The 26,609-nt window shown below is 71.3% G+C and carries 23 protein-coding genes; 20 read left to right on the top strand and 3 right to left on the bottom strand.

Annotation, left to right across the window (positions count from 1 at the left end; genetic code table 11):
* Positions 1 to 57: 57 nt before the first annotated feature.
* A complete protein-coding gene (gene gstA, locus VES41_RS03820) occupies positions 58 to 666 on the top strand; it encodes a glutathione transferase GstA (protein WP_324813214.1) in 609 nt (202 codons plus the stop codon).
* Between the two features lie 94 nt (positions 667 to 760).
* Positions 761 to 1,864, top strand: coding sequence for an alkene reductase (locus tag VES41_RS03815; RefSeq protein ID WP_324813211.1), 1,104 nt, complete (start codon positions 761 to 763; stop codon positions 1,862 to 1,864).
* On the opposite strand, the gene VES41_RS03810 is transcribed toward VES41_RS03815, so the two are convergent.
* Complete coding sequence (locus VES41_RS03810; RefSeq protein ID WP_324813209.1) at positions 1,839 to 4,178, bottom strand: heavy metal translocating P-type ATPase; 2,340 nt, start codon at positions 4,176 to 4,178, stop codon at positions 1,839 to 1,841. The two genes, VES41_RS03815 and VES41_RS03810, sit on opposite strands and share 26 nt — an antisense overlap.
* Positions 4,179 to 4,290: 112 nt before the next feature.
* On the opposite strand from VES41_RS03810, the gene VES41_RS03805 reads away from it, so the two are divergent.
* From VES41_RS03805 to creC, 4 genes are read left to right on the top strand one after another with little or no spacing between them, the layout of a single operon-like run.
* The gene (locus VES41_RS03805) at positions 4,291 to 4,497 is read left to right on the top strand and encodes a heavy-metal-associated domain-containing protein (RefSeq protein ID WP_324813207.1); all 207 of its coding nucleotides are present in this window, start codon (positions 4,291 to 4,293) and stop codon (positions 4,495 to 4,497) included.
* On the top strand, positions 4,494 to 4,940 hold the full coding sequence (gene cueR, locus VES41_RS03800; RefSeq protein ID WP_324813205.1) for a Cu(I)-responsive transcriptional regulator: 447 nt from the start codon (positions 4,494 to 4,496) through the stop codon (positions 4,938 to 4,940). The genes VES41_RS03805 and cueR overlap by 4 nt, the downstream gene beginning before the upstream one ends.
* A 40-nt stretch (positions 4,941 to 4,980) precedes the next feature.
* A complete protein-coding gene (creB, locus tag VES41_RS03795; protein WP_324813202.1) occupies positions 4,981 to 5,769 on the top strand; it encodes a two-component system response regulator CreB in 789 nt (262 codons plus the stop codon).
* The gene (creC, locus tag VES41_RS03790) at positions 5,766 to 7,235 is read left to right on the top strand and encodes a two-component system sensor histidine kinase CreC (RefSeq protein ID WP_324813200.1); all 1,470 of its coding nucleotides are present in this window, start codon (positions 5,766 to 5,768) and stop codon (positions 7,233 to 7,235) included. Before creB ends, creC begins: the two co-directional genes overlap by 4 nt.
* Positions 7,236 to 7,250: 15 nt before the next feature.
* Here creC and VES41_RS03785 read toward each other — a convergent pair whose 3' ends face one another.
* Entirely contained in the window at positions 7,251 to 9,716 is a 2,466-nt protein-coding gene (locus tag VES41_RS03785; RefSeq protein WP_414719016.1) for a penicillin-binding protein 1A, read from the bottom strand.
* Positions 9,717 to 9,928: 212 nt separating this feature from the next.
* Here VES41_RS03785 and VES41_RS03780 point away from each other — a divergent pair, with 212 nt between their 5' ends.
* Genes VES41_RS03780 through VES41_RS03770 form a run of 3 tightly spaced genes read left to right on the top strand, consistent with a single transcriptional unit; the run spans position 9,929 to position 13,566 of the window.
* On the top strand, positions 9,929 to 11,986 hold the full coding sequence (locus VES41_RS03780; RefSeq protein ID WP_324813199.1) for a VIT and VWA domain-containing protein: 2,058 nt from the start codon (positions 9,929 to 9,931) through the stop codon (positions 11,984 to 11,986).
* A gap of 37 nt (positions 11,987 to 12,023) precedes the next feature.
* Positions 12,024 to 12,935, top strand: coding sequence for an exosortase Q (gene xrtQ, locus VES41_RS03775; protein WP_324813197.1), 912 nt, complete (start codon positions 12,024 to 12,026; stop codon positions 12,933 to 12,935).
* Positions 12,936 to 12,972: 37 nt separating this feature from the next.
* Positions 12,973 to 13,566: a hypothetical protein gene (locus tag VES41_RS03770; protein WP_324813195.1), complete on the top strand. Its 594-nt coding sequence runs from the start codon at positions 12,973 to 12,975 to the stop codon at positions 13,564 to 13,566.
* 15 nt (positions 13,567 to 13,581) lie between these two features.
* Here VES41_RS03770 and VES41_RS03765 read toward each other — a convergent pair whose 3' ends face one another.
* The gene (locus VES41_RS03765) at positions 13,582 to 14,538 is read right to left on the bottom strand and encodes a helix-turn-helix domain-containing protein (protein WP_324813193.1); all 957 of its coding nucleotides are present in this window, start codon (positions 14,536 to 14,538) and stop codon (positions 13,582 to 13,584) included.
* Positions 14,539 to 14,732: 194 nt separating this feature from the next.
* Between VES41_RS03765 and VES41_RS03760 the strand changes: the two genes are divergently transcribed.
* The 11 genes from VES41_RS03760 to VES41_RS03710 all read left to right on the top strand — a co-directional run bounded on the left by VES41_RS03760 (position 14,733) and on the right by VES41_RS03710 (position 26,607).
* Positions 14,733 to 15,947 carry an amino acid ABC transporter substrate-binding protein gene (locus VES41_RS03760; protein ID WP_324813191.1) on the top strand — a complete coding sequence of 405 codons (1,215 nt, stop codon included), beginning with the start codon at positions 14,733 to 14,735 and terminating at the stop codon, positions 15,945 to 15,947.
* Between the two features lie 15 nt (positions 15,948 to 15,962).
* A complete protein-coding gene (locus tag VES41_RS03755) occupies positions 15,963 to 16,850 on the top strand; it encodes a branched-chain amino acid ABC transporter permease (RefSeq protein ID WP_324813190.1) in 888 nt (295 codons plus the stop codon).
* Positions 16,847 to 17,764 carry a branched-chain amino acid ABC transporter permease gene (locus tag VES41_RS03750; protein WP_324813188.1) on the top strand — a complete coding sequence of 306 codons (918 nt, stop codon included), beginning with the start codon at positions 16,847 to 16,849 and terminating at the stop codon, positions 17,762 to 17,764. The genes VES41_RS03755 and VES41_RS03750 overlap by 4 nt, the downstream gene beginning before the upstream one ends.
* A gap of 31 nt (positions 17,765 to 17,795) precedes the next feature.
* On the top strand, positions 17,796 to 18,545 hold the full coding sequence (locus VES41_RS03745) for an ABC transporter ATP-binding protein (RefSeq protein WP_324813186.1): 750 nt from the start codon (positions 17,796 to 17,798) through the stop codon (positions 18,543 to 18,545).
* Entirely contained in the window at positions 18,542 to 19,252 is a 711-nt protein-coding gene (locus VES41_RS03740) for an ABC transporter ATP-binding protein (RefSeq protein WP_324813184.1), read from the top strand. Before VES41_RS03745 ends, VES41_RS03740 begins: the two co-directional genes overlap by 4 nt.
* A 48-nt stretch (positions 19,253 to 19,300) precedes the next feature.
* Complete coding sequence (locus VES41_RS03735; protein ID WP_324813182.1) at positions 19,301 to 20,752, top strand: aldehyde dehydrogenase family protein; 1,452 nt, start codon at positions 19,301 to 19,303, stop codon at positions 20,750 to 20,752.
* Between the two features lie 67 nt (positions 20,753 to 20,819).
* Complete coding sequence (locus VES41_RS03730; RefSeq protein ID WP_324813180.1) at positions 20,820 to 22,169, top strand: transglycosylase domain-containing protein; 1,350 nt, start codon at positions 20,820 to 20,822, stop codon at positions 22,167 to 22,169.
* Positions 22,166 to 22,978, top strand: coding sequence for a GNAT family N-acetyltransferase (locus tag VES41_RS03725; RefSeq protein WP_324813177.1), 813 nt, complete (start codon positions 22,166 to 22,168; stop codon positions 22,976 to 22,978). The genes VES41_RS03730 and VES41_RS03725 overlap by 4 nt, the downstream gene beginning before the upstream one ends.
* Before the next feature lie 96 nt (positions 22,979 to 23,074).
* Positions 23,075 to 24,166, top strand: coding sequence for an ABC transporter ATP-binding protein (locus tag VES41_RS03720; RefSeq protein ID WP_324813175.1), 1,092 nt, complete (start codon positions 23,075 to 23,077; stop codon positions 24,164 to 24,166).
* 70 nt (positions 24,167 to 24,236) lie between these two features.
* Positions 24,237 to 25,526: an ABC transporter substrate-binding protein gene (locus VES41_RS03715; protein WP_324813172.1), complete on the top strand. Its 1,290-nt coding sequence runs from the start codon at positions 24,237 to 24,239 to the stop codon at positions 25,524 to 25,526.
* Between the two features lie 163 nt (positions 25,527 to 25,689).
* Positions 25,690 to 26,607, top strand: coding sequence for an ABC transporter permease (locus VES41_RS03710; RefSeq protein WP_324813170.1), 918 nt, complete (start codon positions 25,690 to 25,692; stop codon positions 26,605 to 26,607).
* Positions 26,608 to 26,609 lie beyond the last annotated feature (2 nt).

Here is a 26,609-nt window from a genome sequence, read left to right as displayed (position 1 = left end):
CCAACTCGCCTAGCATTGCGCTGGACAACAAACAACCCACAACACTGGATCGATTCCATGAAGCTCTACTACTCCCCCGGCGCCTGCTCCCTGTCCCCGCACATCGCGCTGCTCGAATCGGGCCTGGCGTTCGAGCCGGTGCTCGCCAGCACCAAGAGCCACAAGCTGCAGGACGGCACGGATTACTACGGCATCAACCCGCTGGGCTACGTGCCGCTGCTCGAGTTCGACGACGGCACGCGTCTGCGCGAAGGCCCCGCCATCGTGCAATACATCGCCGACCAGGCGCCTGACAAGAAGCTGGCACCGGCCAACGGCACGCTCGAGCGCTACCGCCTGCAGGAGTGGCTGACCTTCATCGGCACCGAGGTGCACAAGGGCTTCTCTCCCCTGTTCAACCCGGCCACGCCGGAGGAATACAAGACCATCGCCCGCGACCGCCTGGTCTCGCGCCTCAAGTGGGTCGACAGCCGCCTCGAAGGCATGCAGTTCCTCATGGGCGACCAGTTCACCGTTGCCGACGGCTACCTGTTCACCGTCACCAACTGGGCCAAGCCGATGAACATCGACCTGTCGCCCTACCCGAACCTCCTGGCCTGGCGCGAGCGCGTCGCCGCCCGCCCGGCCGTGCAGGCCGCCATGAAGGCCGAGGGCCTGCTCAAGTAGGCATCTGCGCCATGCCGCGGACCCGCGCCGCGGCATCCCCCGGACCAGCGCCTGCCGCAGGCCCTGGTCCTTCTTCATTGCCGACCGACATTCCATGCCCACTCTCTTCGACCCCGTCCGCGCCGGTGATCTCCAGCTGGCCAACCGCATCGTCATGGCGCCGTTGACGCGCAACCGCTCGCCGCGCGCCGTTCCGCAGGACATCTCCGCCACCTACTACGCGCAGCGCGCCAGCGCCGGCCTGCTCATCACCGAGGCCACGGCCATCAGCCACCAGGGCCAGGGCTATGCCGACGTGCCCGGCCTGTATGCGCAAGACCAGCTGCAAGGCTGGAAGCGCGTGACCGACGCCGTCCATGCCAACGGCGGCAAGATCGTCACCCAGCTGTGGCACGTGGGCCGCGTGTCGCACAACGAACTGCAGCCCGACGGCGGCGCGCCGGTGGCGCCGTCGGCCATCGTCGCCAAGACCAAGACCGTGCTGATCCATGACGGCGTCCCGACCTTCGTCGAGACCTCCATGCCGCGCGCCCTCGCCCTCGACGAACTGCCGGGCATCGTGGACGACTACCGCCGTGCCGCGCAAGCCGCGGTGCACCAGGCCGGCTTCGACGGCGTGGAGATCCACGGCGCCAACGGCTACCTGCTCGACCAGTTCCTCAAGACCGGCAGCAACCAGCGCAGCGACGCCTACGGCGGCAGCATCGAGAACCGCGCCCGCCTGCTGCTGGAGGTGACCCGCGCCGTGGCCGAGGCAGCCGGTGCCGGCCGCACCGGCATCCGCCTGTCGCCGGTGACGCCGGCCAACGACGCCAGCGACGCCGATCCGCAGCCGCTGTTCGAGTACGTGCTGCGCCAGCTTGCGACGCTCGGCCTGGCCTATGTCCACATCATCGAAGGCGCCACCGGCGGCCCGCGCGAGATCCCCGAGCGCCCCTTCGACTATGCCGCGCTCAAGGCCGCGTATCGCGACGCCGGCGGCCAGGGCGCCTGGATGGTCAACAACGGCTACGACAAGGTGCTTGCCGAGAAGGCACTGGCCGAAGGCGCCGACCTGGTGGCGTTCGGCAAGCCCTTCATCTCGAACCCGGACCTGGTGCGCCGCCTGCGCGAAGACGCGCCGCTCAACGCGTGGGACAAGAACACCTTCTACGGCGGCGGCGCCAAGGGCTTCATCGACTATCCGGCGCTGGCCTGAGGCCGCGCGGCGCGGCGCCGGCCGCCGCGCCCTCCCCGCCGGCGCGCGGGCGCCAGCGCCGCAGCAGCAGCGCGTTGGTCATGACGCTCACGCTCGAGAGCGCCATCGCCGCGCCGGCCACCACCGGGCTGAGCAGCCCGAACGCGGCGAGCGGAATGCCGGCCACGTTGTAGGCGAAGGCCCAGAACAGGTTCTGCCGGATCTTCGCCACCGTGCGCGCCGACACCTCGAGCGCGTCGGCCACCAGCGCCAGGTCCCCGCGCATCAGCGTGATGCCGGCCGCCTCCATGGCGACGTCGGTGCCGTTGGCCATGGCCATGCCGACGTCGGCCGCCGCCAGCGCCGGCGCGTCATTGGCCCCGTCGCCCACCATCGCCACCACGCGGCCCTCGGCGCGCAGCGCCTGCACGACGCTCGCCTTGTCGCCCGGCAGGACCTCGGCGCGCACCTCCCCGGCCGCGATGCCCACGCGCGCCGCCATCGACTCGGCCGCGCGCCGGTTGTCGCCCGAGATCATCACCACCCGCAGGCCGCGCTCGCGAAGCCTTGCCACCGCGGCCGCCGCGCCCGGCTTGGGCTCGTCGGCGAACGCCAGAAGGGCCATCAGGCGCGGCGCGGGCGCATCGCCGGTGCCGGCCGGCGCCCGGTCGATCCGGCCCGCGCTTGCAGTGTCGAAGCGCAGCAGGGCCGACACCGTCGCGCCCTGCGCCTGCAGCGGCGCCAGCATGCCGGCGTCGGGTGCCGCGCCCAGTTCCTCGCACCAGCGCAGGCTGGCCAGCGCCCAGCGCGCACCGTCCTGCCCCGCCTCGTCCATCACCCGGCCGGCCATGCCGCGCCCTTCCACCGCGCGAAGGTCCGCCGCACTGCGCGGCAGCACGCCCTGCGCGGCGGCAGCGTCCAGCACGGCCCGCGCCAGCGGATGGCTGCTGCCCGCCTGCAAGCCGGCCGCAACCGCCAGCAGCGTCGGCGCGTCACCCGCGTCCGGCGACACCGGCAGCAGCGCCGTCAGGCGCGGCCGGCCCAGCGTCAGCGTGCCGGTCTTGTCGAACGCCACCGTGTCCACGCGGTGCGCCGTCTCCAGCGCCTGCGCGTCCTTGATCAGGATGCCGGCGCGCGCCGCCACGCCGGTACCCGCCATCACCGACACCGGCGTGGCCAGCCCCAGTGCGCACGGGCAGGCGATGACCAGCACCGCCACCGCATGCACCCACGCCGTCTCGGCATTCGCGCCGGCGAACCACCAGCCCGCCAGCGTGAGCATGGCCACGCCCAGCACCACCGGCACGAAAACAGCGGCCACCTTGTCGACCAGGCGCTGGATCGGTGCCTTGGCCGCCTGCGCGTCTTCCACCAGCCGGATGATGCGTGCCAGCACGCTCTCGGCGCCGACGGCCTGCACCTGCACCAGCAGCCTTCCCTCGCCATTGATCGAGCCGCCGGTCACCATGTCGCCCTCACCCTTGGGCACCGGCAAGGGCTCGCCGGTCAGCATCGCCTCGTCCACCGACGACCGCCCTTCCAGCACGCGCGCATCCGCCGGCATCCGCTCGCCCGGCAGCACCACCAGCCGGTCGCCGGCCAGCAGCTCGCCCACGGGAACGTCGGCCTGCTTGCCGGTGCGCGCGTCCACCAGGTGCGCCAGTTCGGGCCGCAGCGCCTGCAGCGCCCGGATGGCCGAAGTCGCCTGCCGCCTGGCGCGCGCCTCCAGCCACTTGCCCAGCAGCACCAGCGAGATCACCACCGCCGAGGCTTCGAAGTAAAGGTGCGGCGCATGGCCGGATGGCGCGCGCGCCCACAGCCACAGCGACAGGCCGAAGGCGGCGCTGGTGCCGAGCGCGACCAGCAGGTCCATGTTGCCGGTGCCGGCACGCAGCGCATGCCAGCCGGCGCGGTAGAAGCGCGCGCCCAGCCAGAACTGCACGGGCGCGGCCAGCAGCAGCTGCGCCCATGGCGGCAGCATCGCGTGCACGCCGAGCGGACCGAGCAGCATCGGCGCCAGCAGCGGTGCGCTCAGCAGCAGGCCCGCGGCGACCGGCCCGAAGCCGGCCCATGGCGACTGCCCGGCATCGTCCTCGGCGGCGGCCGCGGCATCGCGCGGCTCGTAGCCGGCCTCGCGCACGGCACGGCGCAGGCGGGCCTGGAGGTCGTCGGCCGGCTGCGCCGTCACGCGCGCCGACTCGGTGGCCAGGTTGACCGAGGCCTCCTGCACGCCCGGTACCTTGCGCAAGGCACGTTCGACCCGCGTGACGCACGAGGCGCAGGTCATGCCGCCCACGCCCAGGTCCATTTGCACGGAAGCAGTACTGGTGTTCATGTCCGTCAGCGTAGTCCTTCACATGATGTGAAGGTCAAGCCCCGGCGCGACATAGTCCATGCATGCCTCAGGGGCTTGACTCTCACACCGTGTGAAGGTTGACACTGCACCCATGAGCACAACGAACCATCACGAATTCCGCGTCACCGGCATGAGCTGCAACCACTGCGCCAACGCCATCCGCCAGGCCGTGACCGACCTCGACCCGCAGGCGCGGGTGCACGTCGACCTGGCCGGCGCACAGGTGGCGGTCGACAGCGCGCAGCCGCGCGATCCGGTGGCCGCCGCCATCGCCGACGCCGGCTACATCGTCCAATGACAGCCCCCGCGCCGGGCGCAGACGCCAATCTGCTGATCGGCGAAGCCGCGCGGCTGTCCGGCATCTCCGCGCGCATGCTGCGCCACTACGAGCAGCTCGGCCTGCTCGGCGACGTGCGTCGCAGCGACGCCGGCTACCGGCGCTACAGCCTGGCCGAGGTGCACACCCTGCGCTTCATCAAGCGCGCGCGCGACCTCGGCTTCTCGATGGAGCAGGTGGCCGAACTGGTCGGCCTGTGGCGCAATCGCCGCCGCACCAGCGCCAGCGTCAAGCGGGTCGCGCAGGCGCACCTGGACGAACTCGAGCAGCGCATCGCCGAGATGCAGGCGATGCAGCGCACACTGGCGCACCTCGTGCACTGCTGCCACGGCGACCAGCGCCCCGACTGCCCGATTCTCGACGACCTGTCGCGCCTGCCCGCCGGCAGCAGCGCGGCGCCGTGAATCCGGCCCGCCGCGGCGGCGCGCCGCTACCATCCGGCCCATGTCCTTCCAGCAACGCGTCCTGATCGCCGAAGACGAGTCCGGCATCGCGGACACCCTGCAGTACGTCCTCAAGAGCGACGGCTTCGTGCCGGTCTGGTGCGCCACCGCGCAGCAGGCCCTGGAGAGCTTCGCCGCCGCGCCGCCGGCCATCGCCATCCTGGACGTCGGCCTGCCCGACATGAACGGCTTCGAGCTGTTCAAGCGCCTGCAGGCGATGAACCGCGCCGCCGGCGGGCCCGAGGTGCCGATGCTGTTCCTGACCGCGCGCAACGACGAGATCGACCGCGTCGTCGGCTTGGAGCTGGGGGCGGACGACTACATCGCCAAGCCCTTCTCGCCGCGCGAGTTGCTGGCCCGGGTGCGCACCATCCTGCGCCGCAGCGCGCTCGCGTCGCCGGCCGGCGCCGCGCAGCCTGCTCCGGCAAGCCCGCCGCCTGCCGCCGCGCCCGCCGTGCACGGCCACGGACAAGAGCCCCGCCCCGCGCCGCTGGCGGTCGACGACGAGCGCCGGCAGATCCGCTACTACGGCCAGGTGCTGGACCTGTCGCGCTACGAGTACGGCCTGCTGCGCCAGCTGGTGCAGCGCCCCGGCCGGGTGTTCACGCGCGACGAGTTGCTGGCCCTGGTGTGGGACCAGGCCAGCGAAAGTTTCGACCGCACCGTCGATGCGCACGTCAAGACGCTGCGCGCCAAGCTGCGCGAGATCGCCCCCGGCGTCGAGGCCATCCGCACGCTGCGCGGCATGGGCTATGCGCTGGCCGAGGATCTGCCGGCCACCGCGCAATGAGGCCGCGCACGGCCGCCTCCGGCGCCACGTCGCGCCGCACCCGCATCTTCATCGGCATCGTGCTGGTGTACTGCGCCGGCATCGCCCTGCTGCTGTACCGCGTGGTCGGCGACATCGATCCGCGCTACCGCGAGTCGGCCGAGGAGTCGCTGGTCGAGGTCTCGCAGCTCATGGCCAGCCTGGTCGAGCAGGACGTGATCGCCGGGGCCATCAACACCGGCCGGCTCGAGCCGCTGTTCCGCTCGGCCTATGCGCGCGAATTCTCGGCGCAGATCTACGGCCTGCACAAGACGCGTGTCGAGCTGCGCATGTACGTCACCGACCGCAACGGCCACGTCGTCTTCGACTCCACCGGCCGCGACACCGGCGCGGACTACTCGCGCTGGACCGACGTGCGCCGCGCGCTGAACGGCGAGTACGGCGCGCGCACCACGCGCGACATCGCGTCCGACCCGCGCACCTCGGTCATGTACGCGGCGGCCCCGGTGCGCTGGGGCGACGAGATCGTCGGCGTGGTCAGCGTCGGCAAGCCGGTGCAGAGCTTCGGCCAGTTCGTGCAGGACGCGCGCAGCCGCACGCTGTGGGTGGGCGCCGGCTCGGCACTCGCCCTGCTGCTGCTGGCGCTGATCATGTCGGTCTGGCTGGTGCGCCCGTTCGGGCTCATCTCCGACTACTGGCGCTGGCTGCGCCGCCAGCGCGACCTGACCTTCGGACGCATGGCACGGCGCGCCGCCGACACCCTGCGCGGCGGCCTGCGCGAGATGCGCGACGCCCTCACCGGGCGCAGCTACGTCGCCGAGTACGTGCAAACCTTCACCCACGAGATCAAGAGCCCGCTGTCGGCGATCCGCGGCGCCGCCGAGCTGCTGCAGGAAGCCGGCATGAGCGAGGCCGAGCGCACGCACTTCCTGGCCAACATTGCCAACGAGACGCAGCGCATCCAGGACATCGTCGACCGCATGATGCAGCTGACCGCACTGGAGACGCAGCGCGCGCTCGACCGCAGCGAGAACGTCGCGCTGGCCGAGTTGCTGCACGAGGTGGCGGCCGCCGCCCAGGGCGCCGCGGCCAAGCGGCAGATCCGCCTGCACGTGAATATCGACAGCCAGGCGTGGGTCGAAGGCGATCCGTTCCTGCTGCGCCAGGCGGTTTCCAACCTGCTCGACAACGCGATCGACTTCTCGCCCGCCGGGGCCGAGGTGGCGCTGGCCCTGCACGCCGGGCCGCGCGAGGCGCGCCTGACGGTGCGCGACCACGGCCCCGGCATACCCGACTACGCGCGCGACCAGATCTTCGAGAAGTTCTACTCGCTCGCGCGCCCGCACAGCCACAAGCGCAGCACCGGGCTGGGCCTGGCCTTCGTCAAGGAAATCGCCACGCTGCACCGCGGCCGCATCGAGTTGGCGAACGCACCGCGCGGCGGCACCATCGCCACGCTCACGTTGCCGCTGCGATCGCCGGGCTGAAAACGCGCCGCCGCGTCAGCGGAAGAAGTCGAGGATCCGGTTGCGCTTCTGCGAATCCGCCGGCGGCGGCGCGATCACCGCGGCCTCGGCCGGCACGCTGCCGCCGAAGCCGGGCACCGTCCCCGGCGCCACCATCTGCCCGCTGGTGGCCGCCGGCGCGCTATCCATGCCCAGGCTCGCGACCGCGCGGCCCGGCGTGAAGTCGTCGTAATACCACTCGCCGTCGATCATGGCCACGCCTTCGGGCGGCTTCGACTTCGCCACCGGCACGCCCTTGAGCACCGCCTGCATGTAGGCCGTCCACACCGGCAGGCTCAGGCTGCCGCCGGTTTCGCCGCGCACGCCCAGCTGGCGCGGGTTGTCGTAGCCGATCCAGGCGATGCCAACCATGTCCGGCTGGAAGCCGGCGAACCAGGTGTCGTACGAATCGTTGGTGGTGCCGGTCTTGCCGTAGATGTCGTCGCGGCGCAGCGCCCGGTAGGCGCGCGCGCCGGTGCCGTTCCTGATGACGCTCTGCAGCAGCGACCGCATGATGAACGCGTTGCGCTCGGGGATGGCGCGCTTCGATTCATCCAGCGTCGGCGCCGCCGCCTCGAACAGCACCTGCGAATTGCGCTCGACCACCTTGGTCACCACGCTCGGATCGACCCGATAGCCGCCATTGGCGAACACGCCGTAGGCCACGGCCATCTGCATCGGCGTGACCGAGCCGGCGCCCAGTCCCATCGGCAGGTAAGGCGGCTGCCTGTCGGCGTCGAAGCCGAAGTGCGTCACCCAGTCCTGCGCGTAGTTCGTGCCGATCGCCTGCAGCACGCGGATGGTCACCAGGTTCTTGGACTTCTGCAGCGCCTCGCGCAGGCTCATCGGCCCCTCGAACTTCCCGTCGAAGTTCTTCGGCTCCCACGGCTGGCCGCCGGTTGTGGCGCGGTCGAAGAAGAGCGGGCCGTCTTCCACCATCGTCGACGGGGCGAAGCCCTTTTCGAGCGCGGCCGAGTAGATGAAAGGCTTGAAGCTCGAGCCCGGCTGGCGCCAGGCCTGGGTGGCATGGTTGAACTGGTTGCGCGAGAAGTCGAAGCCGCCGACCATGGCCTTGATCGCGCCGTTGTTCGGATCCAGGCCGACGAAAGCGCCCTCGACCTCGGGCAGCTGCACCACTTCCCAGTCGCCCTTGGGGTTCTGCATGATGCGCAGGATGGCGCCACGCTCGATGCGCTGGCGCGCGTCCGCGCGTGACGACAGGCCGCCGCGCACCAGGCGCAGGCCGTTGCCCTCGATGCGCACGGTGGTGCCGTCGCGCCGCGCCACCTCCAGCGCGCGCGGCTCGGCCTTGAGCACCACCGCCGCTTCCACCTGCTCGTCGCCGGGGTGCGCCGCCAGCGCGTCGTCGAGCGCGTCGTCCAGCGCGTCAGGCTCGGTCGGCAGCGATACCGTCTGTTCCGGCCCGCGCCAGGGCTGGCGCCCTTCGTAGTCGAGCAGCCCGTTGCGCATCGCCGAATAGGCCGCCGCCTGGTCCTTCGAATCGATCGAGGTGGTCACCGTCAGGCCGCGCGTGTAGGCGCTGTCGCCGTACTGCGCCACCATCTGCTGGCGCACCATCTCGGCCACGTATTCGGCGTGCAGGCGCGGCATGCCGGCGTCGGTGCGCAGCTTGAGCTTTTCCTGCCGGGCCTGTTCGGCCTGCTCGGCGGTGAGGAAGCCGAGCGACGCCATGCGGTCGATCACCCACAGCTGCCGGCTGCGCGCGCGCCGCGGATTGGCCACCGGGTTGTTGGCCGTGGGCGCCTTCGGCAGGCCGGCCAGCATCGCCGCCTCGGCCGGCGTCACCTCCGCCAGCGGCTTGCCGAAGTACGCCTCGCAGGCCGCGGCGAAGCCGTACGCGCGCTGGCCGAGGTAGATCTGGTTCAGGTAGATGGTGAAGATCTGGTCCTTGGACAACTCGTCTTCCAGGCGCAGCGCGATCAGTGCCTCGCGCAGCTTGCGGCTGAAGGTGCGCTCGGGCGTGAGGTACATGTTGCGCGCCACCTGCTGCGTGATGGTGGACGCCCCCTGGCGCAGGCCGTGGCGCAGGTTCGACAGGATGGCGCGCGTCAGGCCGATGCCGTCGATGCCGCCATGCTCGTAGAAGCGGGCGTCCTCGGCGGCGAGCACGGCATTGCGCATCACTTGCGGAATCTGCTCGAGCGGCATCAGCTGGCGCCGTTCCTCGCCGAACTCGCCGATCACCTCGCCGTCCGCCGTCAACACGCGCAGCGGCAGCTTGGGCTGGTAGTCCGCCAGCTGCCGAACGTCCGGCAGGCTCGGATAGACCAGCGCCACTGCCACGCCCACGGCCAGCACCCCGGCCAGCAGCAGGCCGCCGACGATCAGCGCGGCCCAGCCCCAAACACCGTGCGGCGCGCGCAGGCGGTCGGCCCAGGTCTTCCTGCCTGCGCGGGCGCGCCGGTTCGATGAGTCGGATTTCGGTTTGTCTTGTCGGGGCACGAATGCATTCCTCGCCTAGCTTGGATGAGGCCCGATCATCCGGGCCGCGCTGAAGACAGTATGAAGCCCCGGGCGCCGCCACTTCACACAGACTTCACACAGGCCGACATCGCCTCCGGATCTCTTCCTACGGCCTTCGCACACGCACGCAACAGTGCCGCCATGCCGCCACGCGCATCCCGTGCGTCGGCACAACAAGAAGAGGTCCCGTCATGCCCGATGCGCGCCGCGCCCGCCGACTCTGGATGGTCACCGTGTTGCTGGCCCTGCTGTGTTTCATCCTGTTGCTGGCACGCCCGGTGCACGCCCAGGAGGCGCCGCGCCAGAAGACCGAGAGCCCCTATTTCCTGGTGCGCGGCGGCGACCCGGCGCTGGACCGCCTGCCGCTCAAGGCCACCGACGTGGACGTGCGCATCGCCGGCGTGATCGCGCAGGTGCGCGTGGTGCAGACCTACCGCAACGAGGGCACCCGCACGCTCGAGGCCAGCTACGTCTTCCCCGGCTCGACCCGGGCCGCGGTGGACGGGCTCACGGTCCGGCTCGGCGACCGGGTGGTCGAGGCCGCCATCCGCGAGAAGCAGCAGGCGCGCCGCGACTACGACGAGGCGCAGCGCCAGGGCCGCACGGCCGCGCTGCTGGAGCAGCACCTGCCCAACGTATTCCAGATGAAGGTGGCCAACATCCAGCCCGGCGACGAGGTGCGCGCGGAGCTGCGCTACAGCGAGCTGCTGGTGCCGCAGGCCGGCGACTACCAGTTCGTGTTCCCGACCGTGGTCGGGCCGCGCTACAACAGCCCGGCGTCGGCGCAGGCCGCCGCGCCCTGGGTAGCCCAGCCGATCCTGCGCGCCGACGCGGCGCCGCCGGCGGACTTCCGCCTGCAACTGGCGCTCGACGCGCCGCTGCCGATCCGCGAACTGCGCAGCCGCACCCATGCGGTGGCGGTGCAGCACGAAGACGGGACGCGCCATGCCCGGCTGGTGCTCGGGCCGGACGCCCATGCGGCCAACCGCGACTTCGTGCTCGACTACGCCCTGGCGGGCAACGCCGTGCAGTCCGGCGTCATGCTCTACCCGGGCCAGGGCCCGGACGCCGAGAACTTCTTCCTGGCCATGGTGCAGCCGCCGGGCGCGGTGGCGGCCCGGGCCGTGCTGCCGCGCGACTACGTCTTCGTGGTGGACATCTCCGGCTCCATGCACGGCTTTCCGCTCGACACGGCCAAGGCCATGCTGGAGCGGCTGATCGGCGGCCTGCGGCCCAGCGACACCTTCAACGTGATGCTGTTCGCCGGCAGCCGCCGCATGCTGTCGCCGCACTCGGTGCCGGCCACGCGCGCCAACATCGAGCAGGCGCTGGACGTCCTGTCGGGCGCCAGCGGCGGCGGCAGCACCGAGTTGATCCCGGCGCTGCGCGAGGTCTACCGCCAGCCCAAGCCGGACAACGTCTCGCGCACCGTGGTGGTGGTCACCGACGGGTACGTGACGGTCGAGCGCGAGGCGTTCGACCTGGTGCGGCAGAACCTGTCCCAGGCCAACCTCTTCGCCTTCGGCATCGGCAGCGCGGTCAATCGCCACCTGATCGAGGGCCTGGCCCGCGCCGGCATGGGCGAGCCCTTCGTCATCACCGACCCGGTGCAGGCGCCGCGCGAGGCGGCGCGCTTTCGCCGCATGGTCGAGTCGCCGGTGCTGACGCAGGTGCACGCCAGCTTCGAGGACCTGGCGGTGGACCAGGTCACGCCGGCCCGGCTGCCCGACGTGCTGGGCGAGCGTCCGCTGGTGATCTTCGGCAAGTGGCGCGGCGAGCCGCGCGGGCAACTGGTGATCGAGGCGCAGGGCGCCGACGGCCCGTGGCGCCAGGTCCTGTCCATCGGCCCGGACGACCTGCAGCCGGACGCCACCGCGCTGCGCAGCCTGTGGGCGCGCCACAGGGTCGCGCAACTGGAGGACCAGCAGTCGCTGCAGGGCGGAGACGCGTTGCGCGAGCCGATCACGCAACTGGGCCTGCGCTACGGCCTGCTCACCGCATACACCAGCTTCGTGGCCATCGACCGCGTCATGCGCCAGCCGGCGCGGGGCGGCAGCACCCGCGTCGACCAGCCGCTGCCGCTGCCCCAGGGCGTGAGCGAGCTCGCGGTGGGCGGCAGCGGCGCCGGCGTCGAACTGCCCGGCACGCCCGAGCCCGAGATGCTCGGCGCCGTCGCGGTGGTGCTGTCGATGCTGGCCATGCTGCGCCGGCGCGCACGCCGCCGCGACGAGCGCCGCTTCACGCACTGACCCGCCCACACCAATACATCAACGACAAGAGATCACCATGACGCTCTCGCACCTGGCCCAGCGCCACCCTCGCCTGTTCGACGGCATCATCCGCATCGACCGCATACCGCCGGCCAGCTGGCTGGCATTGCAGGCCGCGGCCCTGCTGCCCGCCTGGGCCTGGATGGCGCGCCGCGCCGGCGACGGCGCCGACGACCCGCTCGGCCTGCTCGCATTGGCGGCGCTCGCGGTGCTGGTCTGGCAAACGCGCCATTCGCTGCGCGCATCGCCCGCGCTCGGCTGGCTGGCGCTGGCCGGCGCCGGCACGCTGGCGGCCACCGTGCTGCGCAACGGCGTCGGCGCGATGCCCGCGCTTCCCCCGCTGGCCAGCACGCTGGTGGCGGTGCTGGCGGTGGCCGCGGGACTGCTGGCGCTACTGCCGCGCCGCATCGCGGCGGCGCCGGTGCTGGGCCTGGCCGTGCTGGCCCTGCCGCTGCTGTCGTCGCTGCAGTTCTATGCGGGCTATCCGCTGCGCCTGCTGTGCGCCGAGGCCAGCCACCGTCTTCTGTCGCCGCTGCTCGATCAGGTTCGGCGCGAAGGCGCCAGCCTGTGGGTGAACGGCCACCTCGTGATCGTGGACGCACCCTGCTCCGGCGTGCAGATGGCCTGGTTCGGCTATTTCGTCGCCTGCGCCGCCGCACTGTGGTCCGGGCGCGGCTCGCGCTCCTTCCTGGCGCGCCTGCCCGCCGTCGGCCTCGTCGTGCTGGGCGGCAACATCGTGCGCAACACGCTGCTCATCGGCCTCGAGGGCGCGGGGCTGGCGCCGTCGCGGCTGCTGCACGAAGCGCTCGGCCTGCTGCTGCTGGCCGGGGTCTGCCTGGCGGCTGCCCGCGTCATGGGCCGGCCTTCCGATCCATCGCGCCGGACCCGCCCCGTCACCATGCAGCCGCGCGGCCACGCCGGCGCATGAGCCCGACACCCGCCATTCGCATCCAGGACTCGACGACATGACACTCCCCCGATTCGCGCCGCTGGCCTTCGCGCAGGGCCTGTTCGCCAACCGCTTTCTTCATCGCGCCGCCCACAAGGCGCTGTTCGCCGCCACCATGGGGCTGTGCCTGACCTGGTCGGCGGTACACGCGTGGCGCGCACCGCAGGGCGCCGGCCCGCGCCCGGTCGCCAGCGTCGAATGGCCTCGGCAGTGGGATGGCGTGCCCGTGCGGCCGCTCGCGCTGGGCGACGTGGAACAACGCTTTGCCGAGCGCTTTCCCGGCACCATGGCGCGCCTGACCGACGGCAGCCGCACGCTGGTGCTGCGCCGCGTCGACACGCCCACGCGCATGCTGCATCCGGCCGCCGACTGCTATCGCGCGCAGGGCTTCGGCGTGGCCGACGAACGGCTGGTGCAGGACGCGCAGGCGCGTCGCTGGCACTGCTTCACCGCGCGTCGTGCGGGCGCCTCGCCGCTGTCGGTGTGCGAGCGCATCGAGGACGCGACCGGCCAGGCATTCACCGACGCGTCGGCCTGGTACTGGTCCGCGCTGGCCGGCCGATCGACCGGACCGTGGCGCGCGGTCACGGTGGCCGGGCCGCTCACCTGAGGCGGGCGCGGGGCGCTATGCCACGCCGCCGCGCCTGAACATGCTCGGGCTGTGGCCGGTGTACTGCCGGAAGGCCCGGCTGAAGTGCGACAGGTTGGAGAAGCCGCAGGACAGCGCGATGTCGGTGATGCCGCGCTGCGCCTGGGCCGGATCGCGCAGCGCCTGTTCGCAGGCCGCCAGCCGCCGTCCCTGGATGTAGGCGTGCAGCGTGCCGTCCTCGTCGCCGAAGGCGTTGTGCAGATGCCGCTTGCTGCAGTTGAGCGCGGTGGCGATGCTGTCGATCGACAGTTGCGGATCGCCCAGGTGCCGCCCCACATGCGCGCGGATGCGGTCCCGCAGGGCCTCGCGCTGGGTCTGCGCGGTCGCCTGGCCAGCCAGTTCCATCAGCGACAGGCGCACCAGCTGCAGGATCATCTCGCCGGCGCCGCGCGCAGCCGCCGCACTCATGTTCGGCAGTTCCTGGTAGGTGCTGCGCATCGCCTCCAGCGCCACGCGCGAGATGCCGGAGGCGCCGCCGACCCGGCGCGCCATGAGCGTGTCCAGCGGCAGGCCGGGCAGCGCCAGTTGCGCCTTGGGCACCATCACGATCAGGTGGTCGGTGCGCTCGGGATTGGCCACCATGTAGGCGCTGGTGGTGTCGTAGATGGTCCACCCGCCGTCGCGCACCGCGGCCTCGCGCCCGCGCTGCTCCACCGCGGCGCTGCCCTGCCAGGGCGCAACGATCTTCAGATAGGCCTCTTCGCTGTGGCGGGCCAGGTCGGCGCTGCGCAGCACGCGGTGTCGGGTGGCCTCCAGCCGCGTCAGGATCACGTCGCCGGCGCGTGACGCGGCGATGTGGCCCTCGAACTCGCCGTCGTCGCCATACAGGTCGCTCTCCAGCCCGCCGAAGTGGCGCCAGATCCATTCGCGCCATTGCGGCCCGCGCTCGCGCGGCGGGATCGGATCGGTGCTCAGCTGCGTGGTGGGCGCCATGGTCACGGGCTCCTGGGTGGAACGGGCATGCCCGGGATTGTCCGGCGCGTGTGGGGCCGCGGCGGCGCAGGGTTAACCCCGAGCGGCGTGCACGCTGCGTCAAGCGCTTGTGCGCCCGGCGCAAAGCAGCCGCGGCACGCCCTTCCTACGATCGCTTCGACCGGTCCATCAAGCCCGGAACGAGGAGACACGTCATGACCGATTCCAACGCCCGCCAGCACCCCACCCGCCGCCGCTGGCTCCAGGGCACGGCCGTCACGCTGGGTGCCGCCGGCGTGGCGCCCGGGCTGCTGGCCCAGAGCGGGCCGGTGCGCATCGGCTATGCCATCGCGCGCACGGGCCCCTGGGCCGCCGGCGCGCAGGTCAGCCAGGAACCCAACTACCTGTTGTGGGCCGAGCAGGTCAATGCGGCCGGCGGCCTCGACGTCAAGGGCGCCAGGCGCCCGGTCGAGCTGCAGGGCTACGACGACCGCAGCGAGACCGAGACCTGCGTGCGCACCTACCAGAAGCTGATGGGCAGCGACAAGGTCGACCTGGTCCTGCCGCCATGGGGCTCGGGCGCGAATTTCGCCATCGCGCCGCTGGCCAACCGCATGGGCTATCCGTTGCTCGCGCCCACGGCGCTGTCGCGCAAGCTGATCGACATGCACCTGCCGTACTTCTTCTCGCTGCTGCAGCAGCCCGACAAGATGATGGGCGCGCTGGTCGACATGCTGGTGGCGCAGAAGGTCAAGACGATCGCCGTCGTCTACATGGACGACCTGTTCGGCCTGGAGAACTTCGCCGCGCTGAACAACGCACTCAAGGCCACGTCCATCCAGGTGCTCGAGCGCAAGAGCTATCCGCTGGGCGTGAAGGACCTGGGGCCGGTGCTGCGCGGCATCCAGGACCTCAAGCCGGATGCCTTCATCGGCATCACCTACCCGCCCGACACGCTGCTGGTCAGCCGCCAGTCGCGCGAGATCGGCTTCAACCCGCCGTACTTCTACGCGTCGGTGGGCACCGCGTTCCAGCTCTACCGCAACGTGATGGCCGCCAACACCGAGGGCGTGATCGGCATGGGTTCGTGGAACGTGAAGACCAGCGCGGGCGCCAAGGCGTACTTCGACGCGCACGTGAAGAAGTTCAACAAGGAGCCGGACCGCTGGGCCAGCGGCCACTGCTGGGCGGGTCTGGAGATCCTGCAACAGGCGGTGGCGCGCGCCGGGCTGGACCGCAAGGCGCTGCGCGACCTGATCGCGAAGAACGAGTTCGCCACCATCCTCGGGCCGATCCGCTTCGAGGGCAGCGAGAACGCCTCCATCCCCGGCACCGTCAGCCAGTGGCAGGGCAATGACTTCGAGGTGGTGTGGCCGCGCAACCGCGCGACGGCGACGCTGATCGCGCCCAAGCCGGCCTGGAAGAGCTGAGCCTTTCGCCTCTCCATGTCCTTCACTTCCTGGGCCGAGCTGATCGCCGGCGGCCTGATCACCGGCGGCATCTATGCGCTGGTGGCCATCGGCCTGAACCTGCAGTACGGCCTCATGCGCATCATGAACATCTCGCACGGCGAGTTCCTGATGCTCGGCGCCTTCCTGACCTGGTGGGCGCACGCCGCGCTGGGGCTGTCGCCGCTGCTGATGATGCCCGTCGCCTTCGTCGTGCTCGGCACGCTCGGCGTCGTCATCCATGCCTTGTGCTTCCGTCGGCTGGCCGCGCGCGCGCCCAACGTGGATGTGTTCGAGGCACGCAGCCTGATGGTCGGCTTCGGCCTGATGTTCGCCGTGCAGAACGCGGCGCTGCTCGCATGGGGCGGCGACCTGCGCGGCTACGAGTACCTGGCGCAGCCGGTGCAGCTGGGCGGCATGCGGTTCACCGCCAACAAGCTGCTGATCTTCGGCGTGTCGCTGCTGCTCAGCCTGGCGTTCATCGCGCTGCTGAAGTTCACGCTGCTGGGCAAGGCGGTGCGCGCGCTGATGCAGTCGCCCACCGGGGCGCAACTCGTGGGCATCGACACCAGGCGCCTGCACCCGCTGATGTTCGGCGTCGGCCTGGGACTGTCGGGCGTGGCCGGCGCGCTGCTGTCCACCACCTACGACATCAACCCCTCGATGGGCGAGCCCTACACGGTCACCGCGCTCATCGTCATCACCCTGGGCGGCTTCGGCTCGATCGTCGGCAGCCTTGCCGGCGGACTGATGCTCGGCGTGGTGGAGGCGCTGGGCATGCACTTCACCAGCCCTTCCCTCAAGATGCTCCTGTCCTATGGCGTGTTCATCGGCGTTCTGCTGTGGCGGCCCAACGGCCTGTTCTCGCGGGGGCGCCAGTCATGAAGAACAACATCGCCGCCGCGCTGGCCGCCGCGGCCCTGCTCGCGGCCATCGCCCTGCCATGGCTGGCCAGCGAGTTCGTGCAGTCGCTGGCGCTGGCCTGCCTCATGTACATCGCGCTGGCCGCCAGCTGGTCGACCTTCTGCGGTGCGACGCGCTATCTGTCGCTGGCCACTTCGGCCTTCTTCGGGGTCGGCGCCTACACCAGCGCGGTGCTGCTGGACGTGCTGCCCTGGCCCCTGGTGGTGGCCGGCGGCGCGGCGGTGGCGGCGCTGGTCGCCCTGGTGATGGGCGCGGCCGTGCTGCACCTGCGCGGCACCTACTTCGCGGTGCTCACCTTCGGCATGACCGAGCTGATCCGCCACGCCGTCACGTTCGTGGAAAAGCAGGTCTCGGGCACGGTGGGCCGGGTGCTGGCCGTGGTGCCCGCGGAAGACACCGTGTACTACACGCTGCTGCTGATCGCCGCGTTGTCGATCGCCGTGGCGGTCGGCGTGCGGCGCAGCCGCTTCGGCCTGGCCCTGGCCGGCATCGGGGCCGACGAGCAGCGCGCCCAGACCCTGGGCGTGGACACGCGGCGCGCCAAGATCGCCGGCTTCGTGCTGACCGCCGTGTTCGCCGGCGCGGTCGGCGCGGCCATGGCGGTGCGCTGGACGTACATCGAGCCGGCCGCCGTGTTCAGCCCGTTCATCGGCTTCCAGACCGTGCTGATCGCGCTCATCGGCGGTGCTGCCAGCGTGGGCGGCCCGGTTGCCGCCGCCATCGTCTTCAGCCTGCTGGCCGAGACGCTGCGCCTGCAGCTGCCCTACGGCTACATGCTGGTGCTGGGCCTGCTGCTGGTGCTGTGCGTGCTCTACCTGCCGGGCGGCCTGGCGTCGCTGTGGCAGCGGCGCGCGGGCCGGGAGGCCGCGCGATGAGCCGCCGCCCCGCCGCCGCGGAGGTCGCCCCGTGAGCGAGATGCTGCTCCACGCCGACAAGGTCTCGGTGCGCTTCGGCGGTCTCACCGCGGTCGACGCGGTGGACTGCACGCTGCACGCGGGCGAGCTGGTCGGCATCATCGGCCCCAACGGTGCGGGCAAGACCACGTTCTTCAACGCCATCTCGGGCGTGCAGCCGCCCACGTCGGGCAGGCTCTTCGTCGGCGGCGACGAGCTCACCGGCCACGCGCCGCACCACTTCGCCGCGCACGGCGTGGCGCGCACCTTCCAGACGCCGCGCGTGTTCGCCGAGATGAGCGTGCGCGACAACGTCCGCTTCGGCATGCAGTTCGCCGGGCGCGGCCGGGCGCCCGCGCCGGGGCTGGCGAACGAGCAGGAGATCCTCGCCATGCTTGGTCTGCAGGCGCTGGCCGGCGAGGCGGCCGGCAGCATCACGCCATCGCAGCAGCGCCTGCTGGAGATCGGCATGGCGCTGGGCACCCGCCCGCGCGTGCTGCTGCTCGACGAGGTGGCGGCCGGCCTGACGGAGGCCGAGGTCGACGCCATGGCGCGCCGCATCCGGCGCCTGCGTGACGAGTGGCGGCTGACCGTGGTCTGGATCGAGCATGCGGTGGGCACGCTGCTGCGCTACGTCGAGCGCGTCGTCGTGCTGCACCAGGGCCGCAAGATCGCCGACGCCGCGCCGGAGCAGGTGATCCGCGATCCCGGGGTGATCGAGGCCTACCTCTGCGACGAGCTGGCCGGAGGCGCCGCGCCATGAGCACCAACGCCTCCCTCGATGTCCGGCAACTCGGCGCCGGCTACCACGGCTTTGCCGTGCTGCGCGGACTCGACCTGCGCGTGGACCCCGGCATCACCGTCATCGTCGGTCCGAACGGCGCGGGCAAGACCACCTTGCTGCGTGCCCTGGCCGGCCTGATGCCGCGCACCGGCGAAGTGCTGCTGGACGGCGGCGCCCTGCCCGGCGGCAATGCCACGGCCTGCGTGCGGCGCGGCCTGGCGCTGGTGGCAGAGGGCCGCCAGCTGTTCGCGCAAATGACGGTGCGCGAGAACCTGGAACTGGGCGGATGGCTGCAGCCGCCGGCCGATCGCGCGCGGCGCCTCGCGCAAGCCTTCGCCGACTTCCCGCGACTGGCCGAACGCGCCGGCCAGCTGGCCGGCACCATGAGCGGCGGCGAGCAGCAGATGGTGGCGGTGGCGCGCGCCATGATGAGCGCGCCGCGCCTGCTGATGCTCGACGAGCCCTCGCTCGGGCTGGCCCCGCGCATGGTCGACGAACTGCTGGCCATCGTCTCCCGCATCGCGCGCGAACAGGGCGTCACGGTGCTCATGGTGGAGCAGAACGTGCGCAAGGCGCTGCAACTGGCCGATCGCGGCTACGTGCTCGAACGTGGGCGCATCGTGGCCGAGGGCAGCGGCGCCGATTTGCTCGGCTCCGACGCGATTCGCCAGGCATACCTTGGCTGACGCCTTGGCTTCGCCCGGCCTGAACGACTGATTTGTTTGGAGGTAACCATGACTTCGATTTCGATGCTGATCGACGGACGGACGAAAGGCGCCGCTGGCGGAGCGACGTTCGAGCGGCGCAATCCGCTCGACGGTGCGGTGGCGACGACGGCGCCGGCGGCCACGGTGGAGGACGCGCGGGCTGCGGTGGACGCTGCCGCGCGGGCGTTTCCGGAATGGTCGGCGCTGGGGCCGGGCGCGCGCCGGGCGCTGCTGCAGAAGGCGGCACAGGCGCTGGAAGCCAAGGGCGCGGCCTTTGCCGATGCGATGGCGCGCGAGACCGGGGCCTCGGCCATGTGGGCCGGCTTCAACGTGCACCTGGCGGCCGGCATGCTGGCCGAGGCGGCGGCGCTGACGACGCAGGTCAGCGGCGAGGTGATTCCCTCCGACGTGCCCGGCAGCCTGGCCATGGCGCTGCGCCAGCCGGCCGGCGTGGTGCTCGGCATCGCGCCATGGAACGCGCCGGTGATCCTGGGCGTGCGCGCCATCGCGGTGCCGCTGGCCTGCGGCAACACGGTGGTGCTCAAGGGCTCCGAGATCAGCCCCGCGACCCACGGGCTGATCGTCGAGGCACTGCAGGAAGCCGGGCTGCCGCCGGGTGTGGTCAACTTCGTGACGAACGCGCCGGCCGACGCTGCCGCGGTGGTCGAGGCGATGGTGGCGCACCCGGCAGTGCGGCGCGTCAACTTCACCGGCTCGACCCGCGTGGGCCGGCTCATCGCGCAGACCTGCGCCAGGCACCTGAAGGCGACCGTGCTCGAATTGGGCGGCAAGGCGCCGCTGCTGGTGCTCGACGATGCCGACCTGGACGCGGCGGTGGCCGGCGCCGCCTTCGGCGCCTTCGCCAACTCCGGCCAGATCTGCATGTCGACCGAGCGCATCGTGGTGGACCGCAAGGTCGCCGACGAGTTCGTCGCCAGGTTGGCGGCCAAGGCCGCGGCGCTGCCACTGGGCGATCCGCGCGAGGGGCCGGCCGTGCTCGGCTCGGTGGTGGACATGGCCACCGTGGAACGCTGCAACGGACTGATCGACGACGCGCTGGCCAAGGGCGCGGTGCTGGTCACCGGTGGCAAGGCCGACAGCACGCTCATGCCGGCCACGCTGCTCGACCAAGTCACGCGGGACATGCGCATCTACCACGAGGAAAGCTTCGCGCCGGTCAAGGCCATCGTGCGCGTCGACGGCGTCGACGAGGCGGTCCGCGTGGCCAACGACAACGAGTTCGGGCTGTCGGCCGCGGTCTTCGGGCGCGACACGGCGCGCGCGCTCACGGTGGCCCGGCGCATCGAGTCCGGCATCTGCCACGTCAACGGCCCGACCGTGCACGACGAGGCGCAGATGCCGTTCGGTGGCGTCAAGGGTTCGGGCTGGGGCCGCTTCGGCGGACGCGCCGGCATCGAGGCCTTCACCGAACTGCGCTGGGTGACGATGCAGGCCGGCGAAAGACACTATCCGTTCTGACCGCGCGCCAGGCGGCCACTGAAGCACGCTCCGGGCACGGCAGAATGCGCGTGTCTGGGAGACGTGCTTGAAAAAATACCTGCGCCTTGCGATCTACACGCTGCTTGCCCTGGTCCTGACGACAGTCGTGGCCGTGGCGCTGATCGTCAGATTCGCCCTCGCCCCATCGGCCGGCGAATGGTCCGAGCGGGTCAGGATCCTCGGTCCGCTGGAGGTCGAGCTGGGCATGCCCACCGTGCTGCGACTGGTCACGGTGTCGTGGTTCGGGCCCTGGCTGGCCGGCTACTCGGTCGACACCCGCTTCGGCCCGGTGCTGCTGGACTGGGAATCGGCCAGCGGCTCGCTGCAGATGAACTGCTCGCCCTGCCACTGGGACCAGCCGGCGCTGGGCGACAAGCCGGTGCAGCTCAAGTCGCTGGCCATCACCGCCCGGCGCGACGTCGACCTGATCACCGGCACGCTGCGCGCCACGCCGGCCGGCAGCCGCGCCAGCGGCGGGGCGGCCGACCTGCGCGGGCGCTGGACCGGCCGCCTTTCGCAGAAGGGGCTGGCGATGACCTTCGATCTCGCGTCGGCGCCGATCGCGCAGTGGTACCAGGTGCTGGCGCCCACGCTGCCCGAACTGCAGCGCGCACGCATCAGCGGCACCGCCACGGCGCAGGCCCGGCTGTCGCTGCCCGAATACAGCTACGGCGTCACCCCGCGCCTGACGGACTTCAGCGTCGAAGGGCTCGACGTGCAGCGGCTGCTGCAGTCGCGCGCCGCGGCCTGCGCCCCGGCGACCAGCCTGCCCGAAGGCAGCTGGGTGGCCAAGGCGGCGGTGGGTGCGCTCGACCCCGAGTACCACGACCATGCCGGCTACCGCCCGGCCAGCCTGGCGGTGGCCTCCGATGCCGCCGCCAGCGCGCCCGTCGCCGACAAGCCGCCGAAGGGCAAGGGCAAGCGGCCCCAGCCGCCGAAGGCTGCGGCACCCGCCGCGACAGCCGAGCAGGAAGCACCGCCGACGCTGGACGAACGCGTGGTCCGCCTGCTCCTGACGCCGCTGCCGCGCGCCGGCGAACAGCGCCTGCGCGAACTGCTGTACGTCGCCGAGCTCGAGCACACCCTGGGCAAGACCGGCGTGCTCGACCGCTACCTGGAGATGGCACCCTGGGGCAGCGGCCTGTGCGGCGCCGAGGCCGCCGCCCGCCACTATTTCAAGCGCGGCGCCAACGGGCTGGCGCCGGCGCAGGCCGTGTGGCTCGCCACCTTGCTCGACGACCCCGCCGGCCGCGTGGCCCGCTGGCAGGCCGACGGCCGCATCGACCGCGAGCGCGCCCGGCAGGTCGTGCAAGGCATGCAGAACATCAACGGCGGCCAGCGCGCCGCGCTGTACAGCGGCCTGTCCGGCGCGCGCTTCGCGGCACCGGCGCCATGACGCTCGGCCCGGCATCCGCGGCCCTGACGCCGCAGGACGTGGCGGCCATCGAACGCGCCACGCTCTCGGCCGTGGTCCCGTCGCGGCAGGAGATGGTCCATGACGATGCCGGCACGTCATGGCTGCTGCCGATCGACCCCGGCACCGTCGGCCGCGCCCACAGCGCGGTGCCGCTGTCGCATGCCCACGGCCCGCGCGATCCGCTCGCCCTGGTCGCGCAGGTGGAAGCACGCTACGCCGCGCACAACCAGCCCGCCCGCTGGCGGCTGGCCGACGTGCCGGCGCTGGCCGGGCTGCAGCAGGCGCTGCAGGCGCGCGGGTACGTCGCCGGCAAGCCGACGCTGACCCAGGTGGGGCAGCTGCGGCAGATGCGCGATGCCCTGGCCGCGCCGGCCGGCAATGACGCGGTGGCTGTGCGCCTGGCCAGCGCACCCGACGCCGCGTGGGCCGACGTCTTCCTCGGTCCCGGCTTCGACCCGGTCGACGGCCGCAGCCGGGTGCAGGCCCTCGGCCGCGCCAGTGGCGGCCGCTTTGCCAGCGCCGGCGTGAACGGGCGGACCGTGGCGGTCGGCGCGCTCTCGCTCGCACCAGGATGGGCCAGCGTGCATGGCATGCGCACCGAACAGGCCTCGCGCCGCCGCGGCCTGGCGGCGCGACTGCTGCACGCCATGGCCGAGGCGGGCATGGAGGCGGGCCTCTCCCGCGTGTTCCTGCAGGTCGAGGAAGGCAATGCCGGCGCGCTCGACCTGTACCGCCGCGCCGGCTTCGTGACGGCCTGGCGCTACCGCTACTGGCAACGGCCGGACTGACCGGGCAGCCACCCACATCGCCACGCCCCAGGCTGGTGCACGCCGGCGGACGCGGCCGCTGGCGGCCCGATGGCACATGTCTTGCGATGCGTGCCCATGGACGCTGCCACGCCCCTGGCCATCGAAATCGTCGCCTTGACCAAGCGCTATGCGATCGGCATTGCGCCGGCGGTCGACCAGATCGACCTGCGCATCGCCAGCGGCAGCTATTGCTGCCTGCTCGGGCCCTCGGGCTGCGGCAAGAGCACCACCTTGCGCATGATCGCCGGGCACGAGTCGGTCACGCAGGGCGACATCCTCCTGGAGAACCGCAACATCACCCGCCTGCCGGCGGCCGCGCGCGGCACGGCCATGATGTTCCAGAGCTTCGCCCTCTTTCCGCATTTGTCGGCGCTCGACAACGTGGCGTTCAGCCTGAAGATGAAAGGCGTGGCCAGGGCCGAACGGCAGCGCCGCTCGGCCGAACTGCTCGAGCGCGTGGCCATGGGCCACCTGGCGCAGCGCAAGCCGGCCGAGCTGTCCGGTGGCCAGCAGCAGCGCGTCGCGCTGGCCCGGGCGCTCATCACCGAGCCGCGCGTGCTGCTGCTCGACGAGCCTCTGTCGGCGCTCGACCCGTTCCTGCGCGTGCAGATGCGCGCCGAACTGCGCCGCTGGCAGAAGGAGTTGGGGCTCACCTTCATCCACGTCACGCACTCCCAGGAAGAGGCGATGGCGCTGGCCGACACGATGGTCGTCATGAACCACGGCCTGATCGAACAAGTCGGCTCGCCGCACCAGGTCTACAACCATCCGTCCTGTGAATTCGTCGCCCGTTTCATGGGCGGCCACAACGTGCTGCAGACCGCCGACGGCCCGATCGCGGTGCGGCACGACCACATGCAGATCGCATCGGCGTCGGCTTCTGGCGAGCCGCCCGGCCTGCCGGCGCGCATCACCGACATCGAATACCAGGGCACGTATGCGCTGCTGGGCCTGGCCCTGGACGACGCGCCGCCGGCCATGCGAGCGGTGTCCGTCCTGCTGCCGGAAAGCCGGTTCCTGTCCCAGCCGTTCGAGCTCGGACAGGCCGTGCGCCTGTCCTGGGACCCCGCGCAGGCGCGGGCGCTCGGCCCGGGCGCGCAGCGTCCGGCGCCGCGGCCGCCGCAGTCCGCATCGCTCAAGTTGCGCCGCGACGCGCTCGCCGCATAGGCCCGGACGCGCCGGCCGTTTCCCATTCACACCCGATAGACCCAAACCGCTCACCACTGGAGGCTGATGTATGTCCGAGAGAGTTTTCGATGAATCGCTGGCACAACCCCTGAACTGCGGCCTGCGCCGGCGCACCCTGCTGCAGGGAACCGCCGGGATCCTGGCCAGCGGCATCGCGCCGTTCGTGCACGCACAGGAGAAGATCGTGCTGCGCTACCTGGGCACCGCGGTGAACCAGGACAAGGCGATCGCCGAGAAGTTCAAGGCGGACACCGGCATCGAGATCCAGTACGTGGCGGTCACCACCGACGACGTGACCAAGCGCGCCGTGACCGCGCCCAACAGCTTCGACCTGCTCGACACCGAGTTCTTCTCGCTCAAGAAGATCGTGCCTACCGGCAACATCAAGGGCATCGACACCAAGCGGGTGAAGAACGCCGACAAGATCACCTCTCTGTTCACCACCGGCACCGTGGCCGGCAAGGCGGTGGGCGACCAGGGCACGGCGCCGAAGAAGGTGATCTTCCTGGAGGGCGAGAAGAGCAAGGCCTTCGCCAAGGCGCCCACGCAGTGGATGACGCTCATTCCCACCACCTACAACGCCGACACGCTGGGCATCCGGCCGGACCTGATCAAGCGGCCCATCGGCTCGTGGGCGGAACTGCTCAACCCGGACTTCAAGGGCAAGGCGGCCATCCTGAACATCCCGTCGATCGGGATCATGGACGCGGCGATGGTGGTGGAGGCCAAGGGCATCCATACCTACAAGGACAAGGGCAACATGACCAAGGCCGAGATCGACATGACGATCAAGACCCTGATCGAGGCCAAGAAGGCCGGCCAGTTCCGCGCGCTGTGGAAGGACTTCAACGAGAGCGTCAACCTGATGGCCTCGGGCGAGGTGGTGATCCAGTCGATGTGGAGCCCGGCCGTCACCGCGGTGCGCAGCAAGGGCATCGACTGCGTGTTCCAGCCGCTCAAGGAAGGCTACCGCGCCTGGGCCTCGGGCTTCGGCCTGCCGGCCACGCTGTCGGGCCGCAAGCTCGATGGCGCCTACGAGTTCATCAACTGGTTCCTCGACGGCTGGGCCGGCGCCTACCTCAACCGCCAGGGCTACTACAGCGCCGTGCTCGAGACCGCCAAGGGCAAGATGGAAGCCTACGAATGGGCCTACTGGATGGAAGGCAAGCCGGCCGAGAAGGACATCAAGAGCCCGCAAGGCGACGTGATCGCCAAGGCCGGCGCGGTGCGCGACGGCGGCAGCTACGAGCAGCGCATGGGCGGCATCGCCTGCTGGAACGCGGTGATGGACGAGAACGAACACATGGTGAGGAAGTGGAACGAATTCGTGGCGGCATGAACTGTTGAACCGTTGAACACCCCCAGGCTACCCTGCTTCGCAGGTCCGCCACCCCCCTCCAGGGGGCGCCAGCTGCGGCCCGGCAGAGCCGGTTCCGCGCTGGCCCCGAACGGGCTTCGCTTCGCTTGCCTGGCGCTGCGCTGCTGATGACTACCGACCCTCTATGAATTCGCCTGCCAGTTCCGGACACGCGGCGCCCGAGCCTCTGCACACCATCGCCGCCTGGTGGCAGGCGGCGCCGTTCGCGCTGGTGTTCGGGCTGTTCTTCCTGCTGCCCATCGCGCTGGTGGCGATGGTCAGCCTGTGGAACTTCAACGAGTACGAGCTGATTCCGGCGCTCACGCTGCGCAACTACCTGAGCATCTTCGAAGGCTGCTCGCGGCTGACCGACAGCGGCGACCTGTGCGTGACGCTGTCGACCTACCTGAGCACGCTCAAGTTCTGCCTGCTGGTGTGGGCGATCACGCTGGTACTGGGGTTCTCGGTGGCCTACTTCCTGGCCTTCCACGTGCGCTCGTCCACCGTGCAGACGGTGCTGTTCGTGCTGTGCACGGTGCCGTTCTGGACGTCCAACGTCATCCGCATGATCTCGTGGGTGCCGCTGCTCGGGCGCAACGGGCTGGTCAACCAGACGCTGATGTCCATCGGCCTGATCGACCAGCCGCTCGAATGGCTGCTGTTCTCCAGCTTCTCCGTGGTGCTGGCCTTCGTGCACCTCTACACCATGTTCATGATCGTGCCGATCTTCAACAGCATGATGCGCATCGACCGCGCACTGCTCGAGGCGGCCAGCGACGCCGGCGCCTCGGGCTGGCAGACTCTGTGGAACGTGGTGGTGCCGCTGTCGAAGACGGGCATCCTGATCGGCTCGATCTTCGTCATCACCATCGTCATGGGCGACTTCGTCACCATCGGCGTCATGGGCGGCCAGCAGATCGCCTCGGTGGGCAAGATCATCCAGGTGCAGACGTCCTACCTGCAGTTTCCGCTGGCCGCCGCCAACGCGGTGATCCTGCTGGCGGTGGTGCTGATGATCATCTGGGCCCTGACCCGGCTGGTCGACATCCGCAAGGAGCTGTGACC

It is taken from the genome of Variovorax sp. (assembly GCF_035634955.1).
GTDB lineage: Bacteria > Pseudomonadota > Gammaproteobacteria > Burkholderiales > Burkholderiaceae_C > Variovorax.
The sequence above is the reverse complement of the archived record's forward strand: the minus strand, read 5'-3'. Positions and strand labels throughout refer to the sequence as shown.

Excerpts from the sequence above, each read along its gene's own strand:
- cueR (WP_324813205.1), top strand. The coding sequence starts at position 4,494 with ATGACAGCCCCCGCGCCGGGCGCAGACGCCAATCTGCTGATCGGCGAA.
- VES41_RS03750 (WP_324813188.1), top strand. The coding sequence starts at position 16,847 with ATGAAGAACAACATCGCCGCCGCGCTGGCCGCCGCGGCCCTGCTCGCG.
- VES41_RS03765 (WP_324813193.1), bottom strand. The coding sequence starts at position 14,538 with ATGGCGCCCACCACGCAGCTGAGCACCGATCCGATCCCGCCGCGCGAG.
- VES41_RS03780 (WP_324813199.1), top strand. The coding sequence starts at position 9,929 with ATGCCCGATGCGCGCCGCGCCCGCCGACTCTGGATGGTCACCGTGTTG.
- VES41_RS03720 (WP_324813175.1), top strand. The coding sequence starts at position 23,075 with ATGGACGCTGCCACGCCCCTGGCCATCGAAATCGTCGCCTTGACCAAG.
- VES41_RS03710 (WP_324813170.1), top strand. The coding sequence starts at position 25,690 with ATGAATTCGCCTGCCAGTTCCGGACACGCGGCGCCCGAGCCTCTGCAC.
- VES41_RS03725 (WP_324813177.1), top strand. The coding sequence starts at position 22,166 with ATGACGCTCGGCCCGGCATCCGCGGCCCTGACGCCGCAGGACGTGGCG.
- VES41_RS03805 (WP_324813207.1), top strand. The coding sequence starts at position 4,291 with ATGAGCACAACGAACCATCACGAATTCCGCGTCACCGGCATGAGCTGC.
- VES41_RS03735 (WP_324813182.1), top strand. The coding sequence starts at position 19,301 with ATGACTTCGATTTCGATGCTGATCGACGGACGGACGAAAGGCGCCGCT.
- creC (WP_324813200.1), top strand. The coding sequence starts at position 5,766 with ATGAGGCCGCGCACGGCCGCCTCCGGCGCCACGTCGCGCCGCACCCGC.
- VES41_RS03810 (WP_324813209.1), bottom strand. The coding sequence starts at position 4,178 with ATGAACACCAGTACTGCTTCCGTGCAAATGGACCTGGGCGTGGGCGGC.
- gstA (WP_324813214.1), top strand. The coding sequence starts at position 58 with ATGAAGCTCTACTACTCCCCCGGCGCCTGCTCCCTGTCCCCGCACATC.
- VES41_RS03755 (WP_324813190.1), top strand. The coding sequence starts at position 15,963 with ATGTCCTTCACTTCCTGGGCCGAGCTGATCGCCGGCGGCCTGATCACC.
- creB (WP_324813202.1), top strand. The coding sequence starts at position 4,981 with ATGTCCTTCCAGCAACGCGTCCTGATCGCCGAAGACGAGTCCGGCATC.
- VES41_RS03815 (WP_324813211.1), top strand. The coding sequence starts at position 761 with ATGCCCACTCTCTTCGACCCCGTCCGCGCCGGTGATCTCCAGCTGGCC.
- xrtQ (WP_324813197.1), top strand. The coding sequence starts at position 12,024 with ATGACGCTCTCGCACCTGGCCCAGCGCCACCCTCGCCTGTTCGACGGC.
- VES41_RS03715 (WP_324813172.1), top strand. The coding sequence starts at position 24,237 with ATGTCCGAGAGAGTTTTCGATGAATCGCTGGCACAACCCCTGAACTGC.
- VES41_RS03770 (WP_324813195.1), top strand. The coding sequence starts at position 12,973 with ATGACACTCCCCCGATTCGCGCCGCTGGCCTTCGCGCAGGGCCTGTTC.
- VES41_RS03740 (WP_324813184.1), top strand. The coding sequence starts at position 18,542 with ATGAGCACCAACGCCTCCCTCGATGTCCGGCAACTCGGCGCCGGCTAC.
- VES41_RS03760 (WP_324813191.1), top strand. The coding sequence starts at position 14,733 with ATGACCGATTCCAACGCCCGCCAGCACCCCACCCGCCGCCGCTGGCTC.